Here is a 26800-nt window from a genome sequence, read left to right as displayed (position 1 = left end):
ACGCAACCGGACTCGGCGCGCAGGCGGCCCCGCTCGGCCCCGCCGCCGGACCCGTGCTGGTAGTGGCGGGCAGCCTGTCGCCGGTCACCGCGCGGCAGATCGCCGCCTGCGAGCATTACGTGCGCCAGCCGCTGCAGGTCGACCGGCTGCGCACCGACGCGGCCTACGCGGCGCAGCAGGCGCAATTGGCCGCAGCCACGCTGGCCCGCGGCCGCAACGTGCTGGCGCACACGGACAGGCCGTCCGGCCCGGTCAGCGCGCAAGACACCGCCGCCACCGCCCGCGCCACCGGGCGCCTCGTGTCGGACATCGTGCAAGCCACCGGGCAGGCCGGCAGACGCCTGCCGCGCATCGGCATCGCCGGCGGCGACACCTCCAGCCAGGCCACGCTTGCGCTGGGCCTGTGGGGCTTGGGCTTTCGCTGCGTGCTGGCGCCGGGCGTCACCGTCAGCGTCGCGCGCAGCGACGATCCGCTGACCGACGGCGTCGAGCTGATGCTCAAGGGCGGACAGATGGGCGGGGACCGGTTGTTTGATGCGCTGGCGACGGGCGGGGCGTAACGCACGGACGCACCTGCGCGGCGTCGGCGGGACAGGCCGGCACATGAGTCGCCAGGCAAGGGAAATCTAGGCGGGATCGCGGTGCTGGCGAGCGCGCATATACAGCCGGCAATGCTTCATTGCGCGGGCGATATGCTTCTTCACCATGTCGGTCGACGTGCCCAGCCGTTCCGCGATGCAGCGATGCGACAACCCTTCCACCTGGCGCAGCAGGAACGCGGTGCGGCAGGCCTCGGGCAATGAATGCAGGGCGGCATGGACCAATTCCAGCTGCTGCTTGCGATAAAGGTCTTCGTCGGGCGTCAGCGCGCCATCGGACGCGATGTCGTCATGCAGCGGCTCGCACTCGCGTCGCGTGCGCCTGCGGTGCAGGTCCACCGACAGGTTGATGGCGGTCTTGAAGAGAAAAGCCCGGGGCTGTTCGACAACGCTTTCCGGGCTGCGGCCCAGCACGCGGACGCAGGCATCATGCGCGACGTCCGCCGCATCGTGGGAGTTGCCCAGGGTGCGGTTCAGAAAGCGCAATAACTCACCGTAATATTTTTCGACCGCCATGCCTTTGCATCGGGCAGACCCGTATTTTCAGTGTTCTGCAGAGGCGCCGCAGTGGTGGTGGGGCTACACTAACTGCCCGACTTCCCATTGCTCCCCGTTGTGCCTGACGGCAATTCTATCCCATGACTGCGCCCTCTCCGCCGCAATATTCTTGCTCGCCGGATGACGAAGCCATTACCGCGCAGGCGGTGGATTGGTGCGTGCGCCTGCACGACCAGTCCCCAACCGCCGCGGACCTTGCCGCCTTCGAAGCGTGGCGCCGCAGCGATCCCCGCCACGGACAGGAGTACGACGAAGTCGTGCAGTTGTGGGACCTGTCGCGCGAACTGCCCTCTCCCTCCCAGGCGCCTGGCGCCGCGGGCAAGAGCAAGGCCCGGCGGCCCGTCCCGCAAGGATGGAAGTTCGCGGCACGGCGCACTGTCGCCATCGCGGCAGGCGCCGCTGCAATCGCGGTCGCGGGCTGGTCCATCGGCTGGCTGCCTTCGGACTATCAATCCTATGGCGCGCAGGGCTCCGCCGCCATCGTCTCATTGCCCGAGGGGTCGGTAGTCGAACTCAACGTCAACACCACCGTGACCTTCATGCAGTACCGCGATCGCCGCGAACTGCGCATGACTCGCGGCGAAGCCTTCTTCAATGTGAGCCACGACGCCGACAGTCCCCTGACGGTCCACACCCCCGCCGGCCAGATCACCGTGACGGGAACCCGCTTCAACGTGTGGGCCGACGAAGACCGCACGGTGGTCACGCTGGTCGACGGCTCGGTTTCCGTGCGCACCGCCGACAACGTCCAGACCGTCCAGCTGCGGCCCGGCATGCAGGCGTTACTGCAGCAGCAGTCGAGCATCAACGTAGACAGCGCGGCCCAGGTCGAAGACCTGCTCATGTGGCGGCAAGGCAAGCTGGTGCTGCACGATCTGCCGCTGCGCGACGTGGCGCGCCTGTTGAATCATTATCTGCCTCCACCGCAGCGCATCGTGGAGGTCGCTCCGCAAGTCGGCGACCTGCGCCTGGGCGGCAGCTACGACATCGCCGAGGTGCCCCGACTGCTCGAGCGGCTACCCAAGGTGCTGCCCGTTACCGTGCGCAAGGACGGCGACGGCAAGATCCGCCTTCTGGCTCCGCGCCGCGGCTGAGTTCCCCTTGTTCCCCAGGGTTGGCCAAGCAACCCACAATGGTTTCATTTAGTTACAACAAATCCGGTTCCGTTTCCATTCCTGAGGCGTCTTAGGAACAAGAACGATTATCAATGTTGTTGACTAACCTTGGAACTTCCGTGGCCCCTTCATCTTCCGCCCGCCATGCCTGCCGGATCCGGCGCGCCGCCTTGACCCTGAGCCTCTGCGCCGCAACCGCTGCAATGGCGGGAATGCCGCCCGTCGTACTGGCGGCGCCGATCCCGGTGAACATCCAGGCGCAGCCGCTGGCTTCCGCCCTGATCGCGCTCGGGCGCCAATCCAACCTGCAGATCCTGTTCAGCCAGGATCTGGTGCGCGGGCTCCACGCCAATGCCGTCAGCGGCACGATGGAATCCACGGACGCGCTCACCCGGCTGCTGGCCGGCACCCAGCTGACGTTCCAGATCAGCGGCAACAGCGTCACGATCATCCAGGCCGCGGCGCCCGGCGGCGTGACGACACTGTCGCCGATCTCGGTGACAGGCCGCACGGAAACGGCCACCGGCCCGGTCGACGGCATGGTCGCCCGGCGCAGCGCCACGGGCACCAAGACGGACGTCAGCGTGCTTGAAACGCCGCAGTCCCTGAGCATCATCACGCCCGACCAGATGGACGTGCAGGGCTCCACGAATCTCGAGCAAAGCGTGCGATACACGCCTGGCATACGCAGCGAGATCCTGGGCGCCGGCACCGAGCGCGACAAAATCTACATCCGCGGCTTCGAGCCGAACTACTACCTGGACGGCATGATGCTGCCCTACGGCGCCGCCGGCCAGGGATCACGCATCGAGCCTTACGGCCTGGAGCGGATCGAAGTGCTGCGAGGCCCCTCTTCCGTGCTGTACGGGCAGAACCCGCCCGGGGGCATCATCAACATGGTGAGCAAGCGCCCGCTGTCGGAACCCCTGCGAGAAATCGCCTTGGAAGGCGGCAATTTCGACCGCCGCCAGGTGGCCGCCGACTTCAGCGGCCCGATCGACGAGGAAGGCAAGTTCCTTTACCGCCTGACCGCGCTCAAGCGCAACAGCGACACGCAGGTGGACTACGCGCGCGACGACCGCGATTACATCGCGCCCAGCTTCACCTGGAAGCCGTCGGCGGCCACCACGCTCACGGTGCTGGGGCAGTACCAGCGCGACGACGCGGACGTCTCGGTGATGTATCTGCCCGCCTGGGGCACGCTGTACAAGAATCCGTACGGCGACATCCCGCGCGACCGCAACATCGACGAGCCCGACCACGACAAGTTCAAGCGCTACTACCGTTCCATCGGCTATCTGTTCGAGCACCACTTCAACGACAAGCTCACCGTCAGGCAGAACCTGCGCTATGCGGACGTGGACGTCACCGCCTATTCCGTCTATGGCACCGGCCTGCTCATGAACCCCGTCACGCAGTTGCCCAGCGACTACCGCACGCTGTCGCGCTACCAGTGGGACGTCGACCGCTACCAGTCGTTCTTCACGCTGGACAACCAGGCCCAGGCCAAATTCCAGACCGGCCCCCTCAGCCACGACCTGCTGGTGGGCCTGGACTACAAGCGCGCCACGCTGGACCAGACGGTGCACGGCGGCGTCGGGCCCACCATCGACATCTACGATCCGGTCTATCACGACATCGGCCGCGGCGCGAAGGTGGTCGACGGCTACGAGGAACAGCACCAGATCGGCCTGTACCTGCAGGACCAGGTCAAGCTCGAACGCTGGCTGCTGACGATGGGCGGCCGCTATGACTGGACCGACAAGACCAACCGCAACCGCCTGAACAACGTCAAGACCACCACCGACGACAACGTCTTCACCGGCCGCGTGGGCCTGACGTACCTGGCGGACTCGGGCCTGGCGCCCTACGCCAGCTATTCGACGTCGTTCGAGCCGGTGTCCGGCACCGGCTACGGCGGAGCGCCCTTCGAACCCACCAAGGGCCGCCAGTACGAAGTGGGCGTGAAGTACCAGCCCCACAACTCCAACAGCCTGATCACGGTGTCGGCGTTCCACCTGACCCAGGAGAACGTGCTGACGCCGGACATCGAACACCGCAACTGCGCGCTCTATCCCGGCACCTGCGGCAACTTCAACGAGCAGACCGGTGAAGTCGAGGTGAAGGGCCTGGAATTCGAGGGCCGCGCCAGCCTGACCGACAGCCTGAACCTGATCACGACCTACGCCTACACCACCTCGGAAATCACGCGCAGCAACACGGCCACCCAGGGCAACCAGCAGCCGCTGATTCCGCGCCACCAGGCTTCGGCGTGGGCCGATTACACGATCGGCGGCGGGCCGCTCGCCGGCCTGCGCATCGGCGGCGGGGTTCGCTACGTGGGCACGTCCTACGGCGACAGCACCAACACCTTGAAGACGCCCGCGTACACGCTGGTGGATGCCGCCCTGCAATACGACCTGGGGCAGTTGAGCACGCAGCTCAAGGGTGCGCGCGTGTCCCTGAACGTGAACAACCTCTTCGACCGCCGCTACCTGACGACGTGCGCCGCCGTCAGCGCGTGCTTCTACGGCCCAGGCCGCGTGATCGTGGCCCAGGTGCGCTACCGCTGGTAGCGGTTAGCCACTGCGCATGGGCGGACCATGCGTGATCGCCGCCTAGCGCCCATGCCAGTACCGCCCGCCCCGCTCCCGCTGCGCCCACACGTCCAGCCCGCCGGGGCCGGATTCCGCCACGACCGCGCCATCGCGGTCGCTGCGCCAGAACCCGGCCCCCGCACGCGTCCACCTCAGCTCCACGGCGCGCGCGGGGTGGCGGAACCGGTTCAGATGCCCGGCCTGCGCGATCACGTGCTCCGCGTCCACTGCCGTCACCAGTTCCCGGCTGGAGGACGACCCCGAGCCATGATGCGGCGCCAGCACCACATCGGCCTTCTCCAGCCCGTGCGCCGCCAGTTCCCGCTCCTGCGCCGCGCCGACGTCCCCGGTCAGCAGCAGGGAATGGCGCTCGCCTTGCACACGCAACACGCAACTGTCCGCATTGCGGTCGTCTGCCTTCGAACTGCCGCCAGGCCCCGGATGCAGGAACGTGAACACCACGCCGTCCGCCTCCCATCCCAGCCCGCGCTCGCACCGCGCCAGCTCCTTGGGCAGGACCGGCTGCGCATTGCCAACGTCCGGCCACATCCTGGCGTCGCGCCGCAGGAAGGCCGGCAGGTCGAATGACGCGTAGCCGCGGTCCACGGGCGCCGCCGCCAGCACCGCGCGCGTGCCGCCCACGTGGTCCATGTCCGCGTGCGACAGCACCAGCACGTCCAGCCGGCCGATCCCGCGCGCCTGCAGGAACGGCGCGACCACCCGCTCGCCCGCATCGCTGCCGCCGAAGCTGCGGGGGCCGGCGTCGAACAGCAGCGACCGGGTGGCAGTCTCCACGAGGATCGCGCTGCCCTGCCCCACGTCCAGCGCACTCATGCGCCAATAGCCGGGTTCCGGCCTGTCGGGCCGCCAGAACAACAAGGGCAGCATGCACGCCCAGCCCAGATGGCGCCCAGGCCAGCCGCGCGCCTGCAGCGCCCAGGCCATGCCCGCCACCGCCAGCAGCAGCCAGGGCCAGCCGGCGGCTGCGACCGGGACGCTGGCCCAACTGGCATTGCCCACCCAGGCCACCGGCGCCATGGTCAGGTCAAAGGCGGCCAGCCCCGCCTGTCCCGCCAGCGCAGCCAGGCCATCCAGGCCGGGAACGCAGGACAAGGCCGCGCACAGCAGCGCCAGCGGCGTCACGATGAACGTCACCGACGGAATGGCCACGGCGTTGGCCAAGGGCGACCCCAGCGACACTTGATGCACCAGGAACGCCAGCAACGGCGTCAGGCCCACCGTCACCATCAACTGCAGGCGCACCGCCTGCCCGGCCCGGGCCGCCCACCGCGCGCGCCAGCCGGCCTCGGCGTCGACCGGCAGGGCGGCGATGCGCAACAGCACCGCCACCGCCCCGAACGACAGCCAGAAGCCCGCCGACACCGGCGCCCACGGATCCAGCATCACCACCGCCGCCGCGGCGCAGGCCAGCACCCGGTCCGGCGACAGCGGCAGGCGCGACAACGCCGCCGCCAGCACCACCATCAGCATGAAGAACGTGCGCCGCGCCGGCACGCCCCAGCCGGCCAGCAGGCAATACAGCAACGCCACGATCGCGGCGACGGCGCCGCCCGCGATGCGGGCAGGCGCAAGTTCGGCCAGCCCCACGCCGCGCCACCGCAAGCGCCGCCACAAGGCGGACGCCATCAAGCCCGCGATGCCGGCAATGGACGTGACGTGCATGCCGCTGATCGACACCAGATGGGTTATGCCGCTGCGGTTGAAGATCCGCCAGTCGTCGCGCGCCACGCCCGCCTGGTCGCCAATCGCCAGCGCGATCATCACCGGCGCATAGCGGTGCTCGCCCAGCGCCGCCCGCATCCCTTCGCGCACATGATGGCGCGCGCGTTCGATCGCAATGCCGGGCGTGGCCCAGGGCCGGTCCGCCAGCAAATCCGGTTGCCCGCGCACCGTGCCCGTCGCGCGCACCCCATCCGCAAACAGCCGCCCTTCGGTATCGGGACCCGCCGGATTGAGCAGGCCGTGCGGCCGCCGCAGCACCAGCGCCATGCGCCACACCTGGCCCGGCACCAGCTGCGGCACGCCCTGATTGGACCCGGAGCCCCATTGCCAGGTCACCTGGATGCGGGATGGGATGCCAGATCTGGCGGGCGAGTCCCATTCCGCCAGGAAGCGCTGGCGCTGCGCATCGCCGTCGGGCAGCTCGGCCACGCGCAGCACCAGCCGGGAGACTTCGTCCTGATGCGCATCCGCCAGCGCGTCGTCCAGGCGGTGCTGGGCTTGCAAGGCGGCGTTGAGGAAGCCGGCGGAGAATCCCAGGGTCAGGGCGGCAAGGAGGCGCACGACAGGATGGCCCGCGCGCGACCACGCGGCACAACCGACAGCCGCGGTGGCAGCCAGGAGCCACAGTAAAAGCGGCCCAGGCAATGCCGGCAACACCTGCACCAGCCCCGAACCGGCCACGAACGCAAGGCACAACGATCGGCCCGTGATGGCGCTCTCCCGAAATGGGAAAGCGTAGGTCGCCGCCCCACGGGGTGGGTCTCCGAGTGAACGGATTTATCCAGGCCGGATCACACCTCACCTGCCCGACGCCGCCTCCGCCTGCTGCTGCACCAGCAGCCGGACAAAGACCTCGCATTCCGGACGCAGCGGCTCGAAGGCGGACGTGACCAGGTACACGGCCACCGGCAACTCCAGGTCCACCGGACGCACCGTCAACCCGCTCCACAGCTCCTCGTCCACGCACAGTTCATTGACCAGGGCCGCGCCCACGCCTTCGTGGACCAGCGCGCAGGCCTGTTCGGACCGATTGATCTCCACCAGCGGCCCGTCTTCCACGCCGGCGGCGCGCAGCCGCTCGCGGATCAGGGCGCCCATCGGCATCTCCTGCTGGTAGAGAATCAGCGGCACGCCCGCCAGGTCCTCCAGCTTGATCATTGCCTGGCGCGACAGCGGATGGCCCTTGGGGACGGCCAGGCAGATCCGTCCGTCAAACACGGGCGTGCATCGCAGGTTCGGATGATCGACCGGCCAGATCGACAGGGAAAAATCCACGACCTTGCCCAGCAGGTCCGCCGGCATCTCCTTGACCAGGCTGGTCTTGTACGAAAAGCTCGCGGGCGCCTGCGTGGCGAGATAGCGCTTGATCGCCTTCGGCACCACGCGCAGCCCCAGCGCCGGACTGCTGGAAAAGCTGATCCGCTGCTGCCGATGTTCCTTCAGGTTTTCGACCAGCCCGTCGATGCGCGCCGCGGCGCCGTAGAGGTCATCGACTTCCCGAAAGATGACGCGCGCATTGTCGGTCGGCCGCAAGGTGCCGCCCTTGCGATCGAACAGGGGAAGCCCGAGGCTGCTTTCGATATGGGCCAGCGTACGGCTGACGACGGGCTGCGATACGAACAGCATGCGCGCCGCCCCGCTGGTCGACCCGGTCAGCATGACCGCGCGGAACACCTCCATATGGCGCAGCTTGAATTTCATCGTCGTCTCCTCCTTCCTATGTCTTGCAGCTATACCTGCCGCACTAATTGCATATCCGCACTCGCGTCAACGTTCCTAGAATAGCCCGCAGGCGGCCGACTTCTCAGGCTGCAACCAGGAGACAAGATGAATGACCTTCAGGCAACCGGGCGCGACGTGCTGCGCCGCGTGCTGGGCGAACAGTATTTCGAAAAGCGGGAAGCGGGCCGCAACGCCTTCAACAACGACGCCCGGGAGCTCGTCGAGACCTACTGCTTCGGCGCGATCTGGGGCCGTCCCGGCCTGCCCGACCGCACCCGCAGCCTGCTGGTCCTTGCGATGCTGACCGCGCTTGGCAAGGGCGCCGAACTGAAGATGCACGTGGTGGGCGCGCTCAACAACGGCTGCACCGTGGACGAAATCAAAGAAGTGCTGCTCCAGGCCATGATCTACTGCGGCGTTCCCGCCGGCGTCGAAGCCATCCGCGCCGCCGAGGAGGTCCTGGCGGCCCAAAACCTGATCGAGAAGGCCTGACATGACGCGCATCGGATTCATCGGGCTGGGCGCGATGGGGCTGCCCATGGCCACGAACCTGCTGGCCCAGGGGCACCCTGTCATTGGCTACGACACGGTCGACAGGCCGGCCTTCGTGCAGGCGGGCGGCCGGGCAGCCGGCTCCATTCGCGAACTGGTCGAAGACGCGGACGTCATCATCACGATGCTGCCCAACGGCGCGGTGGTGCTCGACGTGGTCGCGACGCAGGTGCTGCCGCACGTGCGGCCCGGCCAGGTGCTCATCGATTGTTCGACCATCGGCGTGCCCAGCGCCCGCAAGCTGCACGCGCTGGCTGCGGAGCATGGGCTGGCGGCGCTGGACGCCCCCGTGACGGGCGGCGTGGGCGGCGCGCAGGCCGGATCGCTCACGTTCATGATCGGCGGGGACGAAGCCGTGTTCTCGGCGATGCGCGGCGTGCTGGCCGTCATGGGCGCCAAGCTGGTCTATGCAGGCGCGGCGGGTAACGGCCAGGCCGTGAAGATCTGCAACAACATGGCGGCCGGCATCATCAAGATCGCCATCAGCGAAGCATTCGTGCTGGCGCGGCAACTGGGCGTCGACGAGCGCACCTTCTTCGAAGTTGCGTCGGCCGGCAGCGCGCAGGCTTTCGCGCTGACCCGCACCTGCCCCGTGCCAGGACTGGTCGAAAGCTCTCCCAGCAGCCGCGATTACACCAACGGCTTCGCCACCAGCCTGATGCTCAAGGACATGGTGCTGGCGCAAGAAGCCGCCATGGCGAGCGGCGCCGCAACCGTGCTGGGCGGAGCCGCGACGCATCTCTATCAGCTGTGCGCGAACGCCGGACTGGGCGACCGCGACAATGGCATCGTTTATCAATTTCTATCGGCCCAGTCGGCATAAGACCGGCATCGGCAGCAGGAGACATCCATGAATTACCTGAAGCACACCCTGATCGCGGCGGCCCTGGCCGTCACTGCGTCCGGCGCCTGGGCGCAGGACGGCTATCCCGCGAGGCCGGTGTCGATCGTGGTCGGGTTCGCCGCGGGCGGCAGCACCGACCTGCTCGCGCGCACCCTGGCCAAAGAGCTGTCGGATCAGTTCAAGCAGTCGTTCATCGTCGAGAACAAGCCGGGCGCCAACAGCAACGTCGCGCACACCTTTGTGTCGCGCGCCGCGCCGGACGGCTACACGCTGTTGATGGTTCCCTTCGGCCTGGCCGTGAACCAGTATCTGTACAAGGGCCAGAAATACACGCTCGACAGCTTCGCGCCGATCGCCCTGGTCGCGCAGGTCCCCAACGTGATCGTGGTCAACAAGGACGTGCCCGTGAAGGACGTCAAGGGCTACGTGGATTATTCCAAGGCGAATCCCAAATCCGTTTCCTACGGATCGCCCGGCGTGGGCTCGTCATTGCACCTGGGCGGAGAACTGTTCCGGCAGGCCACGGGCGCCCAGATGCTGCACGTGCCCTTCAACGGCAGCGGCCCCGCGCTGGTGGCGGTGCGTTCGGGCGACGTGACGTCGGCGTTCGACAACCTGTCGACCGTCGCGCCCATGATACGCAACGGCGACCTGAAGGCGCTGGCGGTGACAAGCGCGAAGCGGTCCGATGCCTTTCCGGACGTGCCGACCGTCGCCGAGTCCGGCTATCCGCAATACGAAATATCCTCGTACTTCGGACTGGCCGCGCCCGCGGGCACCCCGCCCGCGATCGTCGAACAGCTGAACGCCGCCGTCATGAAGGCAGTGGCGGGCCCGGCCTTCCAGGCCCAGTTCAAGACGCTGGGCGCCTATGTCGAGCCGAACACGCCGGCCCAGTTCTCGGCCTTCCTGCACAAGGAAAGCGAAAAATGGAAGACGGTCATCGCAACGTCCGGCATCGATCTTTCGAACTGACCCGGGCCGCAGGCTTCCGAAACCTTGCCGCTCTATAACTAAAAAGCGGGAAACCGCGCCGAAGCGCGCTTCCCGCATGGAGACAAGCATGAAGGTTGTAAGAAATGGGGAAGGACGAACCAACCGCGGTTCGGCCGAATATTTTTCGGGAACCGTGCTCTCGGAACCCATCGTCGTTGCTCCCGACCCCGCACGGCTCAATGCCTCGCGCGTCACGTTTCTGCCGGCAGCCCGCACCGCCTGGCACAGCCACCCCTACGGCCAGACGCTGTATGTCACGGCGGGCACGGGCCTGGTCCAATTGATGGGCGAACCCGCCCGGGTCATCCGGCCTGGCGACTGCGTGTGGATCGCGCCCGGCGAAAAGCACTGGCACGGCGCGACCGCGCTGCACGCCATGACCCATATCGCCATGCACGAGCGCCTGGACGGACAGTACGCGACCTGGATGGAGCAAGTCAGCGAAGACGACTACGCTGCCGCGCAGCGCCTGATCGACTGACCTCCCATCGAAGACATCCTGCTTGGGCATGACGGGGCATCCCGTCAAACCCGGGCGTAGTGCGCCCCAAGAACATACCTATGCAAGGAGACCCCAAGATGAGCCCGCACGCCAACCCTCCAGGCGAAGAAAACCCGTCGCAGACGTCCATGGAAACATGCGACGTCGTCGTGATCGGCGCCGGATTCAGCGGCCTGTATGCCGTTCACCGCTTTCGCGAGATGGGGATGTCGGTCATCGGGATAGAGGCCGGGTCCGACGTGGGCGGAACCTGGTACTGGAATCGGTACCCCGGCGCCCGCTGCGACATTCCGAGCCTGAGCTATTCCTATACCTGGAGCCCCGAACTCTCCAAGACCTGGCGCTGGAGCGAAAAGTATGCCGCCCAGCCGGAAATCCTCAGCTACATCAACCATGTCGCGGACCGGTATGACCTGCGCGGCCTGATTCGCTTCAACACCAAGGTCAGCAGCGCGGTCTACGACGAGGCAACGGAAACCTGGCTCATCACGACCGACCAGGGGAGCCGCATCCGGACACGGTATTGTCTCCTGGCGACGGGCAATCTATCGGTGCCGAACATGCCCCGGATTCCCGGCATGGCCTCGTTCAAGGGCCCCATCTACCATACGGGCAAGTGGCCCAAGGAACGCATCGACTTCACCGGACTGCGCGTGGGCGTGGTGGGCACGGGTTCGTCGGCCGTTCAGGCGATCCCGATGATCGCCAAAGAGGCCGAGCAGTTGTATGTCTTCCAGAGGACGCCGAATTACTCCGTCCCGGCAATCAATGTGCCCCTCACGGACGCGGATCATCGACAGTTCAACGAATCGATCGCCACGTTCGTGGAAAGCCTGGACAGCTTTGGCCGCGTTCCGCCCGATGCCGCCCAGGCGCCGGTTCCGTCGCCCGACGAACAGCGACAGGTGTTCCAGGCAGCCTGGGAAAAAGGCGGCGCAAGCTCCTTCCTGCACGCCTTTCCCAATGTGCTGACCAGCGAAGAAGTCAACGAAGGCGCGGCCGCGTTCGTCAAAGAGAAGATTCGGCAGATCGTGCAAGACCCTGCCACGGCCGACGCGCTCTGCGCCACGAATTCGCTGCTCGGCGTGAAGCGGCTTTGCGTCGATACCGGGTACTTCCAGACCTACAACAAGGCCAACGTCACGCTGGTCTCGCTGAAACAGCAGCCGCTGGAAACGATCACGGCCAATGGAATCAAGACGAGCCAGGGCGAATATGAACTCGATGCGCTGGTCCTGGCGACCGGCTTTGATGCGCTGACGGGCGCGATTCTGGCGATCGACATCCAGGGCAAGGACGGCGCCAGCCTGAAAGAGGCCTGGTCGGAAGGGCCGTCCTCGTACCTCGGGCTGATGGTGTCCGGCTTTCCGAACATCTTTACCGTCACGGGCCCGGGCAGCCCGTCCGTGATCGGCAACGTGCTCCAGCATGGCCAACATCATGTCGAATACATCGCCGACCTGATCGCGGCCATGCACCGGATGGGCAAGAAGACCGTCGACGTCGAGCCCAAGGCCCAGGACGAATGGACGGCCCATGTCGCCCAGGTCGCCGACCAGACGCTCTTCCCGAAAGCCAGCTCCTGGTACACGGGCGACAACATTCCGGGAAAGCCGCGGGTCTTCATGCCCTACGTCGGCCACAGCTACCGGAAGACGTGCGCGAACATCGCCGCCCAGGGATACACGGGGTTCGTATTCAAGTAGCAGGCTCCGGGCCCGCCATGCGGGGCCGAAAGCCAAGGTCACATAAGAAGACAACCATTGCGGAGACAAGAAAATGCCCAAGATCTACGCCGCTGCCCTGGCAGCGATGGCGCTTGCCACGTCCCCCGTCCACGCCGAATTTCCGGATAAGCCCATCCGGCTGGTCACCGCGGGAGCCCCCGGCACCGGATCCGACACCTTGACGCGCCTGCTGGGCGGAAAGATGTCCCAGATTCTCAAGCAGCCCGTCATCATCGAAAACAAGCCCGGCGCCGGCGGGGCCGTGGCCATGTCCCACGTCGCGCTCGCGGCGCCGGACGGATACACGATCATCCTCGGCAGCTTTTCCGGAAATGTGCTGGTGCCCGCCAGCAACCCCAACATCAACTACAACGTCACGAAGGACTTCGTTCCGATCGGGCAGATCGCCAGCGCCCCGACCATGGTGGTGGTGAGAAGCGATTTTCCTGTCAAGACCGTGGAGGAACTGGCGGATCGCTCCCGCAAGACGCCCGGCGGCGTCCAGTACGCCAGCTGGGGCTACGGCAGCACCGGGCACTTCTGCGGTGAACTGCTCAGCCACAGCATGAAGGCCAATCTTTCCCACATCCCGTACAAATCCGTCGCGCAGATCACGACCGACCTGCAGGGCGGGCATGTGGACGTCGCCACGGTCGACATGATCACCGGGCTGGGACTGGTGCAGTCCGGCAGGGCAAGGGCGCTCATCCTTTGCGTCGATGGCTCGAACCTGCTGCCCGACGTTCCCAGCTATGTCGACAAGAAGATCGATTTCGACGGCAAGAAGCCAACCGTGGCCCGCTGGGTGATGTACGCCCCCGCCGGCGTGCCGGAGCCGGTCAGGAAGAAGCTGTCGGCGGCGCTGCAGCAGTCGATCAACCTGCCGGACGTCAACGAATGGCTGATCAGGCAAGGCAACTCGCCGGCGTTCCTGGATGGGCCGAAAGCGGTTCAGGCCGACCTGGACGACAAGAAGTTCTGGGTCGAAGTGGCCGAGGGGCTGGGCATCAAGGCGAAGTAACCCCGATCGCGCGAATCGAAGGAGACCTTCCAGGTGCAGCACAGAACAGAAGCATCGCCCGGGCTGTTCCGCCAGTACGCGTTGGAACGTGTGCTGCATGGCCAGCCATTCCAGGACGCCCTGTCGTCCGAACTCGACCGTCACGCGGACTGCAGGGTCTTCGTCATGTCGGCCCCGGGCTTCGACGACACGCCCGCGTACAGGGCGCTGCAACGCAGCCTGGGAGACCGCCTGGTCGGCGGGTTCTTCGGCGTCCCCGCGCATTCGCCCCTCCCCGCCGTCATGCAGGCCGCCGACCGGGTCCGTGCAAGCGGGGCCAATCATCTGGTCGCCATTGGCGGAGGGTCCGTCATCGATGCGGCGAAGGCAGTCGCATTCTGGGTAAGCGAAGCCGTTCCGGCCGGCTTCGATCCCCGCAAGCTGCCCGCCATCGATTCGGTCGATCCCAGCCGCCGCGGCGACAGCGACGCGCAATGGCTGCGCATCACCGCCATTCCGGTCACGCTGTCCGCCGCGGAATTCACCTTCTTCGCCGGCGTCACCGATCCGCTTACCCGCGAGAAGCGGATCTTCGGCCACGCGATGATGGCGCCGCGGGCGGTGATCTATGACGCGGCGCTTACCGCGGCCGTCAGCCTCCCGACGTTTCTGGCCAGCGGCATCAAGGCACTGGATCATGCCGTGGAGCGACTGGCCTCTCTGCGGCCGCATCCGATGAGCGACGCGATGGGCAAACAGGCCATCGAGATGCTGAACGGCTTCCTGCCGCGCGTGAAGGACGCCCCCGACGACCTCGACGCCCGGCAGCAATGCCAATTGGCCGCATGGATCTCCATATCGGGCGGCAACGCCGGCGTGCGCGTCGGGGCAAGCCATGCCTTGGGACATGCCTTGGGCGCGCACAGCCTCATTCCCCACGGATTGACGTCCTGCGTGCTTCTGCCGTCGGTGATGCGCTGGAACCTGCCGGCGAACGCCGCGCGTCAGCGGATCATCAGCCAGGCATTCGGCTGCCCCGACACCCCTGCCGCCGACGCCATCGAGGCCCTGATCGCGTCGCTGGGCCTTCCTACCCGCCTGCGCGATGCGGGCGTCCAGAAGCCCGAACTGCAAGCCATCGCCGACAAGGCGCTGCACGATCCTGTTGCGCGCCATAACCCCAGGCCGGTCCGGACAAGCGCCGACCTGCTGGAAATCCTGCATCTCGCGTGGTGAGGCCGATACGGCTCATCGCGCACTCCAAACCCGAGACCAAATCGGAAATATCCATGGACAGACTGAAAGGCAAGATCGCAATGATCACCGGCGGCGCAAGGGGCATCGGCGCGGCCTGCGCGCGGCGATTTCTGGAAGAGTCCGCCACCGTCATCGTTTGCGACCTTTCCCCCGCCGAAGACGCGCCGGATGACGCGCGGTACGCTCATCTGGAACTGGACGTGACCAGCGAGTCCGGCTGGCGGGACACCATCCAGGGAGCGGAACAGTCCGTGGGGCCGATCGACATCCTGGTGAACGCCGCCGGCATTGTCGGCAACGTGGTCGATGGCGCCCTGGACAAAATGACCCTGGATGACTGGCGGCGCGTCATGGCGGTCAACCTCGACGGCACCTTCCTGGGCTGCCGCGAAATGATGAAAGCCATGCAGCGCCGCGGCAGCGGCTCGATCATCAACCTGTCCTCGGTCGGAGGCTACTACCCCACCCAGCAAAACGCCGCTTACGGCGCCAGCAAGGGCGCGGTGACGCAACTCACCAAGACCGTCGCGCTGTTCGGCGCCCGGGATGGCCTGCGGGTGCGCTGCAACTCCGTGCATCCCGGCCAGATCGACACCGGCATGCTCCAGTCGATCCGCGAGCAGAAGAAAATGCGCAGCGAAGCGTCGCCCTACACCGGCGCCGACTCGGCCAGCCGCGTGCCATTCGGAATGGGCACGCCGCAAGACGTCGCCCATCTGGCGACTTTTCTCGCCTCGGACGAAGCCAGCTACATCACCGGCGCGGAATTCACCGTCGACGGCGGCTGGCGCCTGGTCCGCTGACGGCAATCCCCTTCGAAAACCGGAGCAAGGCCAATGAGGGCGTTGATCAAGACTGAAGACAGCGTGGCATTTCGCGACGTCGCCATTCCCGTGCCCGCGGCCACGGAAATCCTTGTGCGCGTGGCCGCCAGTTCGCTCAATCGCGCGGACCTTTTCCTCGTCGATGGGCGCAGCCACGGCCAACATGGCGGGGCCGGTTCACCGCTGGGCCTGGAATGGGCCGGAGAAGTGGTGCAGGCGGGATCGGCAGTCACCCGGTTCAAGCCCGGCGACCGCGTCATGTGCTCCGGACTGGGCGGTTTCGCCGAATACGCCGTGACCGACTGGCGGCGGGCGTTCCCCATTCCGAATGCCACGATGTCCTGGGAAGCGGCCAGCTGCCTGCCCATCGCCGTGCGCACCGCGCATACGGTGCTTACCGAACAGGCCGGCCTTCGGCGGGGGCAGTCGGTCCTGGTGCTCGGCGCATCGTCCGGCGTCGGCCTGATGACCCTGCAGGTCGCGAAAATCCTGGGCGCGGGGCACGTCATCGGAAGCTCGACGAGCCCCGCACGGCGCGAAAGACTCCGCGCGTACGGGGCGGACTTGACGGTCGACACCAGCGATCCGGACTGGGTCGCGCAGGTATTGGCCGCCACTGACAGCAACGGCGTCGACATATCGGTCGACTTTCTTGCCGGTCCGCACATCAACGACAACCTGCGCGCGGTCCGCATCGGCGGCGCCATTGTGAACGTGGGACGCCTGGCTGGGGAATCCGGCTCCTTCGATTTCGACCTGCATGCCCTGCGCCGTATCCGCTATCTTGGAATGACGTTCCGAACCCGGGATGTGGAGAATGTCGGCGGACTCGCCGACCGGATCCGCGTAGACCTCTGGGATGCCCTGAAGGACGGACGGCTGGCGCTGCCGATCGATATGCGCCTGCCCTATGAGCGCGCCGTGGACGCGTTCGAGGCGATGCGCAACAACCGGCATTTTGGAAAAATCGTCCTGACCCGGGCGGCTTCCTGCTAGCCGCGCCAGGCCAGATCCTTGCGCCCCAATCGACTACCGCCTCACGGAGAATGCCTTGTCCAGCCGCCATCTCGTCCATCCCGAACTGCAGACCTGGATTGCCCAATATGCCACCGTGGACCTGGACGCCGACCGGGTGATCCTCCTGCGCGCCACCCGGCCCGTCGATGAGCGCGCCGCCTCCGACGACCTCAGCGTGGAAGAACGGTATGTCGGCCCGCCCGGCGCGGCCGTCCGCGTCCTCGTTTTCACGCCCCGCGGCGTCGCCGCGCCCATGCCCGCCGTCATGCATATCCACGGCGGCGGCTACGTCATGGGCAAGCCGGAAGAATGCCTGAATGAGAATGCCGAGCTTGCGCTGCGCTGCGGCTGCATGGTCGTCTCGGTCGACTACAGGCTGTCGCCCGAGACTCCCTATCCCGGCGGCCTGGACGATTGCCACGCCGTCCTCGAGTGGCTCCACGCGTCGGCGGCCTCGCTGGGCGTGGACCGCGACAGAATCGCCCTGAAGGGTGAAAGCGCCGGCGGAGGCCTGGCCGCTTGCCTGGCGCAGAAGGCGCGCGACGAAAAGAAATATCCCATCTGTTCCCAGGTCCTGATCGCGCCCATGCTGGACGATCGGACGCCGGCCGCAGCAAATCCCTTTTCTGGCGAGTTCGTCTGGACCGAAAACAGCAATCGATTTGCCTGGCAAGCCTATCTGGCGGAACGGTACGGCGCCGATACCCTGCCGCCCTACGCATCCGCCGCCCGGGCGAAGGACCTGAGCGGCCTGCCGCCGCTCTTTCTGGCCGTGGGCGCGCTTGACCTGTTTTTCGACCAGAACCTGGAATATGCGCAGCGGCTGAACCGCGCGGGCGTTTCGTCGGAGCTTCACGTTTATCCCGGCGCGTTCCATTCCTTCAACCGCGTCGGCGGGAGCTCTCTGGCCCAACGTCTGCGCGGCGACTACACGCGGGCGTTGATCGAGGCCTTCGGCGGGTCGGGGGCCGGTATCGGAGCCAACCGCTGACATCCCGGCGCAGGAAGTACATTACCCCTTCCCGAACGCCACGCCCCCGCCCCATGAAAGGCACCCGCAATTCCCTCTCCTCGCTGCGCATTTTCCTCACCGCCGCCGAAACCCTGAATTTCAGCCGCGCCGCCGAAGCCCTGAACCTGACGCAAAGCGCCGTCAGCAAGCACGTCGCCGCACTGGAGGACCGCCTGGGCACCGCCCTCTTCAAGCGCATGCCCGCCGGCCTGCGCCTGACCTACGCCGGCGCCCTGTACCTGGAACGCATCAGCGCGGCGGTGCGCCTCATCGACGAGGCGGACGCGCTGGTCGCCAATCCCGCCTCGCGCGTCGCCCTGAACGTGGCGGTGTCGCCGTCGTTTGCGCAGTTCTTCCTGTTGCCCAGGCTGTCCGAGTTCTTCGAGTCGCACCCCGAGATCCGCGTCAACATCCGCCCTCGCCTGCTGCACGCGCGCGACCGCTCGGAACGGTTCGACGCGGAAATCCAGCTCCACACGGGCTACGTGTCGGGCATGAGCGCGCAGTATCTCTGCGGCCGCGAAATGACGCTGGTTGCCGCGCCGGCGCTGCTCAAGCGCCATCCGGTCAAGTCAGTGGACGACATCGCACAGCTGCCCTTGCTCAAGCGCGCCCAACGCGGCTACGGCTGGGACGAATGGCGGGCCGACGTGGCGCCGCTGTGGTCCGGCCCCGCCGCCACCGCGGCGGAATATGAAGGCTTTTCGATACTGCTGCCGGCCGTGATGAACGGGTTGGGCGCGGGCATCATGCCGCTGTGCATGGTGATGGACCAGCTGGACGCCGGCCAGCTGGTCCGTCCTTTCGGCGAGACCGTCGAGGGCCGCTACGGCTATCACCTGATGCAACCGCGCCCCAATGTCGGCGGTCCGTACTGCCAGGCGTTTTGCGACTGGGTCATCGCCCAGGGCCAGGAGCTCAATGCCCGGACGCGCAGCTATGGCGGCCTTGCGTAACGGCCGGGACGCCTGGCCGCGATCGGTATTCCAGATTGGAATATCCCATGCGCATACTTCCTTTGCCCGGCGCGCGGGCCGCCACCACAATGACGTGAAATTTCTCATGGATCACCAGAAAAATCATGTTCAAGTGGAAAAAACTGCTGGCCGCCCTGGCCGTCCCCTCGCTCCTGGCCGCCGCGCAAACGGCGTCGGCCGCCTATCCCGATAAGCCCGTCAAGATTGTGGTGCCCTACTCGGCGGGGGGCAGCTCCGACGTCGTGGCCCGCGCCATCAGCGACCAGTTGAGCGCCCAGCTGGGCCAGTCCATCATCGTCGAAAACCGCGCCGGCGCGGGCTCGATGCTGGGCACCGCCTATGTGGCCACCGAAGCGCCCGACGGCTATACGCTGCTGCTGGCGGACGTGCCGTTCACGATCGTCCCGGCGCTGTACAAGGACCGCGTGAAATACGACGCGAAAAAGGATTTCGCGCCCATCACGCTGCTGGGCCTGTCGCCCACCTACCTGTTCGTCAATCCCAAGTTCGAGGCGCAGGACATCAAGTCCCTGGTCGCCGCCGCGACCGCCCGGCCGGACACGATTTCCATCGGATCGGGCGGCAACGGCTCCTTGACGCACTTGATGGCCGAGCTGTTCATGCTGACCACGCAGACCAAGCTGGCGCACATCCCGTACAAGGGCGCGTCCGCATCGGTCAACGACCTGGCCGGCGGCCAGATCCAGGCCAGCTTCACCACCATGCCCACCGCCGTGGCGCTGTACCAGGGCGGCAAGATCAAACCCCTGGCCGTGTCCTCGCCCTCGCGCCAGGCGGATACGCCCGATGTGCCGACCTTCCAGGAACTGGGCTACCCGGGCCTGACCGTGCAAAGCTGGTGGGGCCTGGTGGCGCCGGCCGGCACGCCCGAGGACGTGCAGAAAAAGCTGGCGGACGCGATGGCCAAGGTCATGCAGTCCGACGCCGTCAAGCAGCGGCTGTCCAGCGTGGGCATGAATCTTCCGTCCGATACCAGCGCCGCCGCCTTGAAGGCGCTGCTGGCGCAGGACTTCGACCGCTGGGCCGACGTCGTCCAGCGCGCCAACATCACTTTCGAATAACCCAAGCTGCATGCGCCGCGCGCATGGCTGCGCGGCGCCGGAGACAACAATGACATCCTGGCAACAGGCGGCCGCCGATGACGCGGCCTTGATGAACGATTTTCAAACCATCTGTGGTTTTGGCGGACGCCTGTCCGGCTCCGGGCAGGATGAAGCGGCCATGGCATGGGCGCTGGAACGCCTGCGCGAGGTCGGCCCCGACGTGCGCCGGGTGGCCGTGCCCTACGATGGCTGGCGCTGCCTGTCGGGCAGCCTGACCCTGCTGGGCGACAGCCCCGCCAGTTTGGATTGCGTGCCCCTGCTGCGCTCGGCGTCGACCGATGCGGCGGGCCTGGAAGGCGTCGTGCTGGACCTGGGCGCCGGCCGCCCCGAAGACTTTGCGCGTGCGGGCGATGCGGTGCGCGGCAAGATCGTGCTGGTCCGCCACGAGTACCCGTTTTCCCGGGGCCACGTGCATCGCCGCCGCAAGTACGACATGGCGGTGGCGCAGGGCGCCGCCGCCTTCCTGATCGCCAATACGCTGCCGGGCGCCGGCCCCTTGTCCGGATCGTCGGGGCGGCCGCGCGACGGCGCGGGCATTCCCGCTGCCTACATCGATCACGAAGGCGCCCTGGCCTTGAGCGCAACGCCCGGCGCGCGCGTGCGCCTGCAGATCCAGGGAGAAGAACTGCGGGATTCCATGGCCTGCGCCGGCATCCTGGACCTGCCCGGCGGACGCGACAGCCGCATCGTCATCAGCGCGCACATGGATGGGCACCACCTGGGCAACAGCGCACTGGACAACGCCACGGGCGTCGCCGTTGCGCTGGCCGCGGCCCGCATCCTGGCGCAGCGCGTGGGTCCGGACACGCCGGGACTGCGCGTGTGCTTCTTCACCGCCGAAGAGTGGGCGCTGGCGGGGTCGGCGCGCTATCTGGCCGACATGCCGGCTGCCGAACGCCACGCCTTGAAGCTCAACATCAATCTGGACACCGTCGCGGGCGACGACGCCCTGTGCGCGCTGATCAGCGAGTACCCCGCCCTGGCGGCGGTGGTGGACGCGACCGCAGACCGGGCCGGTGTGCCGCTGTCGCACTGGCTGCCCTTCATGCCGAATTCGGACCACGCCAACTTCGCGAAACACGGCATTCCCGCGCTGCGCCTGGTGGCCGGCTTTGAAAATCCGCAATCGCGCGTACGCCACATCCTGTCGCGCGGCGACGTCCCGGACATCATCCTGGAAAGCGAAATGCGCAAAGCCCTGGCGGTGACTTGCGCGATGGCGTCGCTGGCCCTGGGCATGACGGACCAGGAACTCGACGACCTGAAGGCCGGATCGACCTGCCCCGCCGCCTAGGGGGCCAGGTCAGGCACGCTACATGCTGAGTCTTCCATTCGACAGGCGGCAGACGCCGCCTGGTGGATGAAATTCAAGGAGACCGATATGGCGGACCATGTAATCAAGGTACTGAACGACCTCATCGAAACCTCGAAGGATGGCGAAAAGGGCTTCGCCGCCGCGGCCGACGACACCAAGACCGCCGAATTGCAGGAACTGTTCCGGAACCGGGCGCGCGACTGCGGCACCGGCGCCGCGGAACTGCAGGCCCTGGTGAGTCAATTGGGCGGCAAGCCCGAGGACAGCGGCACCGTGTCCGGCGCCATGCACCGGGGCTGGACCAACATCAAGGCGGCAGTCGCCAGCCGGACTGACCTGGTGCTGCTCGAGGAATGCGAGCGCGGCGAGGACGTGGCGAAAGCGGCCTACTCCAAGGCCCTGAAGGACATGCTGCCGGAGAATGTGCGCGCGATCGTCGAACGCCAGTATCAAGGCGTACTGCGCAATCACGACCAGATCCGCGATCTGCGGGACCGCTACCGGGCCGCGACGTAACCGGTCCGGCGTTCTCCCGGGCGCGCCGCGGCGCGCGTTGCCCCCCGACACAGCGCCAGGCCTGGCGCTGCCGTTCACGGCGCGTCCGCACCGGGCGCGCCGCCGCTTGCCCGCTTTGCACGCGGCTGTCCCCCAGGTGGCCCAAAAATCTCCGAACGCGTTCCCGCGCGGCTTTGCGTGAATTTTCCTCAATCTGCCCGCAAACCCAATTCACGCTATATCGCCTATAAAGCCGGGTTCGCCTTTTTACGCCTTTTCCGTTCGGAGTCCGCATGTCCATCCTGTTGCCCACCACGCTCGTCGGTTCGTATTCCCAGCCCGACTGGCTGATCGATCGCAAGCGCCTCGGCGACCGCTTCCCGCCCCGCGTGCGCGCACAGGAACTCTGGCGCGTGGCACCGGAATGGCTGGAGCAGGCGCAGGACGACGCCACGCTGCTGGCGATCCGCGACCAGGAAGCCGCCGGCATCGACATCATCAGCGACGGCGAAGTCCGCCGCGAAAGCTATTCCAACCGCTTCGCCACCGCGCTGGAAGGCGTGGACCTGGACAACCCGGGCACCGCCCTTGACCGCAGCGGCCACCCCAACCCCGTGCCGCGCGTCACGGGCAAGATCCGCCGCAAGCACGCCGTGCAGGTGCGCGACGTGCAATTCCTGCGCATGAACACGGACCGCCAGATCAAGATCACGGTGCCCGGCCCCTTCACCATGGCGCAGCAGGCCCAGAACGATTTCTACAAGTCCGACGCCGAGATGGCCTACGACTACGCCCAGGCCGTCAACGAAGAAATCCGCGACCTGTTCGCGGCCGGCGCCGACGTGGTGCAGATCGACGAGCCCTACATGCAGGCCCGCCCCGAAAAGGCCCGCGAGTATGGCGTCGAAGTGCTGAACCGCGCCCTGGAAGGCGTGAACGGCCGCACCGCCGTGCACATCTGCTTCGGCTACGCCGCGGTCATCCACGCGCGTCCCAACGGCTACTCGTTCCTGCCCGAACTGTGCGGCTGCTCGGCCCACCAGATCTCGATCGAGACCGCGCAATCGAACCTGGACTGCGCGGTGCTGGACTCCCTGTCCAACAAGGAAATCATGCTGGGCGTGCTGGACCTGTCCACCAACGAGATCGAGCATCCCGACGTTGTCGCCGCCCGCATCCGGCGCGCCCTGCCGCACGTGGCGCCCGAGCGCCTGATCATCGCGCCCGACTGCGGCCTGAAGTACCTGCCGCGCGACGTCGCCTTCGGCAAGATGAAGGCCATGGTCGACGGCGCCAGGATCGTGCGCGCCGAACTGGCCGAACGCGCCTCTGCCTGACTCGTCAACCGCCGCCCCGGGTTTCTGCCATGTTGCGCAAACTGATCGCCCTTTCCCTCTCCCTGCTCGCGCCGCTGGCGGCTGCCCAGGACTTTCCCACGCATCCGGTCACGATCATCGTGCCCGTGCCGCCCGGCGGCATCGTCGACCTGGCCGCGCGCCTGGCGAGCGAGCCGCTGGCCACCGCGCTGGGCCAGCCCACCGTCATCGACAACCGCGCCGGCGCCAGCGGCAACATCGCCTACGGCGTGGTCGCATCCGCGCGTCCCGACGGCTACACCCTGCTGGCGTCGTACTCGATGTACCACGCCGGCAACCCGTCGATGTTCACCGGCCTGCGCTGGAGCGCCGAGTCCTTCAAGCCGGTCGGCATGATTGCGGTGGCGCCGCACGTGGTGACGGTGCATCCCTCGCTGCCCGTGCACAACCTGAAGGAACTCGTCGCCTATGCCAAGGCGCACCCGGGCGAAATCAACTACGCCTCGCAAGGCAGCGGCTCGGTGCCGCACGTGGGCACCGAACTCTTCAAGCAGATGACCGGCACGGACATGGTGCACGTGCCCTACAAGGGCTCGGGCCCGGCCATCCAGGACGTGCTGTCCGGCCGCGTCCAGCTCTTCGTGACCACGCCGCCCTCGGTGATCGGCCACGTGCAGATGGGCAAGCTGCGCGCCATCGCGGTGGCCGGCGCCGCCCGCCACCCCATGATTCCCGACGTGCCGACCGCGGCCGAGCAAGGCTATCCCGGTTTCGAGCTGGACGCGTGGGTGTCGCTGTTCGCCCCGGCCGGCACGCCGGACGCCGTGGTGCGGAAGATCAGCGCCGCGCTTGAAGCGGGGCTGAAAATGCCGGAACTCATCCAGACCGCCAATGAGGCGGGCGTGCGGGTGAATTACCAGAACCCCGAACAGCTCGGGCGCACCGTGGCGCAGGATACGGCGCATTGGTCGCAGGTGATCAAGTCGGCCAATATCACGGTGAATTGAAGGGTGAAACACAACTCGGGTCGCGCCTGCCGCCAAGGCAGGCAACCCGCGGCGCATGGCCGGACGGCTCCCGCGCCGTGAACGCCCTCATCGCACCAGTTCCGCGTAGACGCGCTTGAACAGGGCGAAGCGCTCCTTCAAACCGGCCACTCCGCCGTTGATGCGACGCGTAATCCGCGCGAAATCCTCAAGATCCTCATCATGGGTCCGGTCATCCGCAAGTTCATTGAGCCCGCGCGATTGCCAGAACCATCCCGCACTCATCGCGGCCCATTTCGGTTCAGACAGCAGTTCGGGCGCGTTGAGCAGGTCCACGCCCAAGGCCTCCCCCGCCGACTCGTAATTGCTGCGTCCGGTCAGCTGAATGATGCCCCTGCCCCGAAACCGGTAGCCGTCGTCGCTTTGCGCATCGCCGTTGCCCATCCGGTTGGCATACACCATGTTGGCGAGCTTCTGCGGGTTATTGACATACGGCATGGCTGCTGCCTCGTCCGGAAAGCGCCTTGGCCAAACCCGGGTCAGCCGCGCGGCGGTCGTGTAGTTCAGGTTTTCCTCAAGACGGTTGTACTGGCTTGATTCATAGCCGGTCTGTGCGAGAAAGCTCGCTATTCGATCCGGGGTTTCGATTTCGTATTTCTGGAATGCGGGAATCAGCGCATCCACCCAGGCGCCCGGATCTTTGCAATTGGGAAAGGCCTGCCAAAGCATATCGGGACTCAGCATGATTTTTCCCCTTTTTGCGGAGGGGATGATTTTGAGCCAAGCACCTGCGCGATGAATACCTCATTTTGGGTATATCCGCCGTCAATTTATCCGGGCCGTTCGCTTCGTCACGCCAGGCTGGCGAATCATGGACATGTCACGATATTTATGAAACACTTCGACAGCTTTAGATACACGCCCCTATTTTAAGTATTTGAAATGGGTGCGTATTCCCCAACTGTTTACTCTCGCAACAATGAACCGAACGACCAAAAATATGTTGAAACTGGCCGCTGCCAGCGGCGCCATGCTCGTAGTGACCGGATGCGCCAAGATTCCCCTGGCTCCCGAAGAGAGCAACCAGAAGGCGAAAACCTTTGCCGCGCCGGATGACGGAAAATCCGGGCTTTACATCTATCGGGACAGCTTCGTCGGCAAAGCGCTGAAGAAAAACCTGTATATCGACGGCAATTGCCTTGGCGAAACCGCCGACAGGGTCTTCTTCTACACCCAAGTCGAAGGCGATAAACCGCATAAGGTATCGACTGAATCCGAGTTCTCCCCGAACGATCTCCTGCTGACAATGGACGCGGGCAAAAATTACTTCGTACGACAATTCATCAAACTGGGTGTATTTGTTGGCGGCGCCGGCGTGGAACAAGTCTCGGAAGAAGAAGGGCAACGTGTTATTTCCAAGCCTGAACTGAAGCTGGCTGTTGAAGGCCATTGCGACTGAGCGACCAGCCGTTCGAAAGAATCGGCCACGACGCTGCCCGCGCCTCTGCCCGGGCAGCTTGACACCTCCTCCTTCGCCCCGGAACATAACCATCCACCCGGGGAGCGCCGCCAAGGCGCTGAGAATCCGTTGGCCTGCTCCGCAGGCAATGCACGGCGACCCGTCGAACCTGATCCAGATAACACTGGCGTAGGGATGGTGCGTGTCCGCGGGCGCGCGTCCCCCGCGCAAGGACCGCCCGGCATGACGCATTCCGATCTGCAAGCCCTCGCCCACCGCTCCCGGGATCTCCTGGCCGCCGTCCGCCGCGACGCGCCGCTGGTGCAGTGCCTGACCAATTTCGTCTCCATGAACTACGCCGCCAACGCCGTGCTGGCGATCGGCGCGTCGCCCGCCATGGTGCATGCCGAACAGGAAGCGCCCGAATTCGCGCGCATAGCCGGCGCGGTCGTGATCAACATCGGCACCCTCTCCGTCCCCTGGCTGGACAGCATGCTGCTGACCGCCGCGTCGGCCGGACAGGCGGGCACGCCGTGGGTGCTGGATCCGGTCGCGCATCACGCCACGGCGTTCCGCCGGGACGCCATCGGGCGGCTGCTGGACCTTCGGCCCGCGATCATCCGCGGCAACGCGTCAGAGATCATCGCGCTGGCCGGCGGACGGAGCGCCGGCAAGGGGGTCGATGCGCGCGATGCCGTGGCGCAGGCGGAGCAGTCCGCCCGCGACATTGCCGAGCGCAGCCAGACGGTGGTGGCGGTCACCGGCGAAGTGGATTTCGTGACGGATGGCGAGCGCGCCATCCGCATCGGCGGCGGATCGCCGCTGATGCCGCGGGTGACGGCGACCGGCTGCGCGCTCAGCGCCGTCGTGGGCGCCTTTGCCGCCGTGTCCAAAGATGACCCGTATCACGCGGCCATCGCCGCCCTGTCCTGCTTTGGCATCGCCGGCCGGCGGGCCGCCGCGCAGGCCGAAGGCCCGGGCTCATTCGCGTGGCGCTTCCTGGATGCGCTCGCGGCGCTGGAACCCGGCTGCCTGACGCGGGAATCGCCGCTGCGTTGATCCC

25 protein-coding genes and 1 riboswitch are annotated in these 26800 nt (G+C 66.6%); of the genes, 21 read left to right on the top strand and 4 right to left on the bottom strand.

The features are described 5' to 3' along the window. Window positions 1-560: nucleotide-binding domain containing protein (locus ABE485_RS09600; RefSeq protein ID WP_346515055.1), on the top strand; the 560-nt coding region annotated here is incomplete at its 5' end. A 66-nt stretch (window positions 561-626) separates the two neighbouring features. Here the strand turns inward: ABE485_RS09600 and ABE485_RS09595 are convergent. Beyond that, window positions 627-1115, bottom strand: a complete 489-nt coding sequence (locus ABE485_RS09595; RefSeq protein WP_346515054.1) for a sigma-70 family RNA polymerase sigma factor — start codon at window positions 1113-1115, stop codon at window positions 627-629. A 122-nt stretch (window positions 1116-1237) separates the two neighbouring features. On the opposite strand from ABE485_RS09595, the gene ABE485_RS09590 reads away from it, so the two are divergent. Further along, complete coding sequence (locus ABE485_RS09590; protein WP_346515053.1) at window positions 1238-2251, top strand: FecR family protein; 1014 nt, start codon at window positions 1238-1240, stop codon at window positions 2249-2251. Window positions 2252-2484: 233 nt separating this feature from the next. Beyond that, window positions 2485-4848 (top strand): TonB-dependent siderophore receptor, encoded by a 2364-nt coding sequence (locus ABE485_RS09585; protein WP_346515052.1) that lies wholly within the window; start codon window positions 2485-2487, stop codon window positions 4846-4848. Window positions 4849-4890: 42 nt separating this feature from the next. On the opposite strand, the gene ABE485_RS09580 is transcribed toward ABE485_RS09585, so the two are convergent. Both ABE485_RS09580 and ABE485_RS09575 read right to left on the bottom strand, forming a co-directional pair. Next, window positions 4891-7308 carry a DNA internalization-related competence protein ComEC/Rec2 gene (locus ABE485_RS09580; RefSeq protein ID WP_430795407.1) on the bottom strand — a complete coding sequence of 806 codons (2418 nt, stop codon included), beginning with the start codon at window positions 7306-7308 and terminating at the stop codon, window positions 4891-4893. A 102-nt stretch (window positions 7309-7410) separates the two neighbouring features. Further along, complete coding sequence (locus ABE485_RS09575; RefSeq protein WP_346515051.1) at window positions 7411-8313, bottom strand: LysR substrate-binding domain-containing protein; 903 nt, start codon at window positions 8311-8313, stop codon at window positions 7411-7413. 126 nt (window positions 8314-8439) lie between these two features. On the opposite strand from ABE485_RS09575, the gene ABE485_RS09570 reads away from it, so the two are divergent. The 16 genes from ABE485_RS09570 to ABE485_RS09495 all read left to right on the top strand — a co-directional run bounded on the left by ABE485_RS09570 (window position 8440) and on the right by ABE485_RS09495 (window position 24299). Next, window positions 8440-8826, top strand: a complete 387-nt coding sequence (locus ABE485_RS09570; RefSeq protein WP_346515050.1) for a carboxymuconolactone decarboxylase family protein — start codon at window positions 8440-8442, stop codon at window positions 8824-8826. Window position 8827: 1 nt separating this feature from the next. After that, entirely contained in the window at window positions 8828-9709 is an 882-nt protein-coding gene (gene mmsB, locus ABE485_RS09565) for a 3-hydroxyisobutyrate dehydrogenase (RefSeq protein ID WP_346515049.1), read from the top strand. Window positions 9710-9736: 27 nt separating this feature from the next. Then, window positions 9737-10705, top strand: coding sequence for a Bug family tripartite tricarboxylate transporter substrate binding protein (locus tag ABE485_RS09560; RefSeq protein WP_346515048.1), 969 nt, complete (start codon window positions 9737-9739; stop codon window positions 10703-10705). Between the two features lie 88 nt (window positions 10706-10793). Further along, window positions 10794-11207, top strand: coding sequence for a (R)-mandelonitrile lyase (locus ABE485_RS09555; RefSeq protein WP_346515047.1), 414 nt, complete (start codon window positions 10794-10796; stop codon window positions 11205-11207). Between the two features lie 98 nt (window positions 11208-11305). Then, on the top strand, window positions 11306-12934 hold the full coding sequence (locus tag ABE485_RS09550) for a flavin-containing monooxygenase (RefSeq protein ID WP_346515046.1): 1629 nt from the start codon (window positions 11306-11308) through the stop codon (window positions 12932-12934). 73 nt (window positions 12935-13007) lie between these two features. Next, on the top strand, window positions 13008-13976 hold the full coding sequence (locus tag ABE485_RS09545) for a Bug family tripartite tricarboxylate transporter substrate binding protein (protein ID WP_346515045.1): 969 nt from the start codon (window positions 13008-13010) through the stop codon (window positions 13974-13976). Between the two features lie 33 nt (window positions 13977-14009). Further along, window positions 14010-15191, top strand: a complete 1182-nt coding sequence (locus tag ABE485_RS09540; protein ID WP_346515044.1) for an iron-containing alcohol dehydrogenase — start codon at window positions 14010-14012, stop codon at window positions 15189-15191. A 53-nt stretch (window positions 15192-15244) separates the two neighbouring features. After that, complete coding sequence (locus tag ABE485_RS09535; RefSeq protein ID WP_346515043.1) at window positions 15245-16015, top strand: SDR family NAD(P)-dependent oxidoreductase; 771 nt, start codon at window positions 15245-15247, stop codon at window positions 16013-16015. Between the two features lie 33 nt (window positions 16016-16048). Then, the gene (locus ABE485_RS09530; protein ID WP_346515042.1) at window positions 16049-17032 is read left to right on the top strand and encodes a quinone oxidoreductase family protein; all 984 of its coding nucleotides are present in this window, start codon (window positions 16049-16051) and stop codon (window positions 17030-17032) included. Between the two features lie 55 nt (window positions 17033-17087). After that, window positions 17088-18044 (top strand): alpha/beta hydrolase, encoded by a 957-nt coding sequence (locus ABE485_RS09525; RefSeq protein WP_346515041.1) that lies wholly within the window; start codon window positions 17088-17090, stop codon window positions 18042-18044. 53 nt (window positions 18045-18097) lie between these two features. After that, on the top strand, window positions 18098-19021 hold the full coding sequence (locus tag ABE485_RS09520; RefSeq protein WP_346515040.1) for a LysR substrate-binding domain-containing protein: 924 nt from the start codon (window positions 18098-18100) through the stop codon (window positions 19019-19021). A 125-nt stretch (window positions 19022-19146) separates the two neighbouring features. Further along, a complete protein-coding gene (locus ABE485_RS09515) occupies window positions 19147-20124 on the top strand; it encodes a Bug family tripartite tricarboxylate transporter substrate binding protein (protein ID WP_346515039.1) in 978 nt (325 codons plus the stop codon). Between the two features lie 49 nt (window positions 20125-20173). Beyond that, a complete protein-coding gene (locus tag ABE485_RS09510) occupies window positions 20174-21460 on the top strand; it encodes a M28 family peptidase (protein ID WP_346515038.1) in 1287 nt (428 codons plus the stop codon). A gap of 87 nt (window positions 21461-21547) precedes the next feature. After that, the gene (locus ABE485_RS09505) at window positions 21548-21997 is read left to right on the top strand and encodes a PA2169 family four-helix-bundle protein (RefSeq protein WP_346515037.1); all 450 of its coding nucleotides are present in this window, start codon (window positions 21548-21550) and stop codon (window positions 21995-21997) included. Between the two features lie 272 nt (window positions 21998-22269). Then, window positions 22270-23313, top strand: coding sequence for a uroporphyrinogen decarboxylase family protein (locus tag ABE485_RS09500; RefSeq protein WP_346515036.1), 1044 nt, complete (start codon window positions 22270-22272; stop codon window positions 23311-23313). A gap of 29 nt (window positions 23314-23342) precedes the next feature. Then, the gene (locus ABE485_RS09495; RefSeq protein ID WP_346515035.1) at window positions 23343-24299 is read left to right on the top strand and encodes a Bug family tripartite tricarboxylate transporter substrate binding protein; all 957 of its coding nucleotides are present in this window, start codon (window positions 23343-23345) and stop codon (window positions 24297-24299) included. A gap of 87 nt (window positions 24300-24386) precedes the next feature. On the opposite strand, the gene ABE485_RS09490 is transcribed toward ABE485_RS09495, so the two are convergent. After that, the gene (locus tag ABE485_RS09490; RefSeq protein WP_346515034.1) at window positions 24387-25022 is read right to left on the bottom strand and encodes a glycoside hydrolase family 19 protein; all 636 of its coding nucleotides are present in this window, start codon (window positions 25020-25022) and stop codon (window positions 24387-24389) included. A 256-nt stretch (window positions 25023-25278) separates the two neighbouring features. Between ABE485_RS09490 and ABE485_RS09485 the strand changes: the two genes are divergently transcribed. Together ABE485_RS09485 and thiM are read left to right on the top strand one after the other, a co-directional pair. After that, a complete protein-coding gene (locus ABE485_RS09485) occupies window positions 25279-25737 on the top strand; it encodes a DUF2846 domain-containing protein (RefSeq protein WP_346515033.1) in 459 nt (152 codons plus the stop codon). An 88-nt stretch (window positions 25738-25825) separates the two neighbouring features. Further along, a riboswitch (TPP riboswitch) is annotated at window positions 25826-25951 on the top strand. 29 nt (window positions 25952-25980) lie between these two features. Then, complete coding sequence (thiM, locus tag ABE485_RS09480; protein WP_346515032.1) at window positions 25981-26796, top strand: hydroxyethylthiazole kinase; 816 nt, start codon at window positions 25981-25983, stop codon at window positions 26794-26796. Window positions 26797-26800: the final 4 nt, after the last annotated feature.

It is taken from the genome of Achromobacter spanius, assembly GCF_039673305.1.
In the GTDB taxonomy this organism is placed as follows: Bacteria; Pseudomonadota; Gammaproteobacteria; order Burkholderiales; family Burkholderiaceae_B; genus Achromobacter; species Achromobacter spanius_F.
This window is presented reverse-complemented; position numbering and strand designations above follow the sequence as displayed.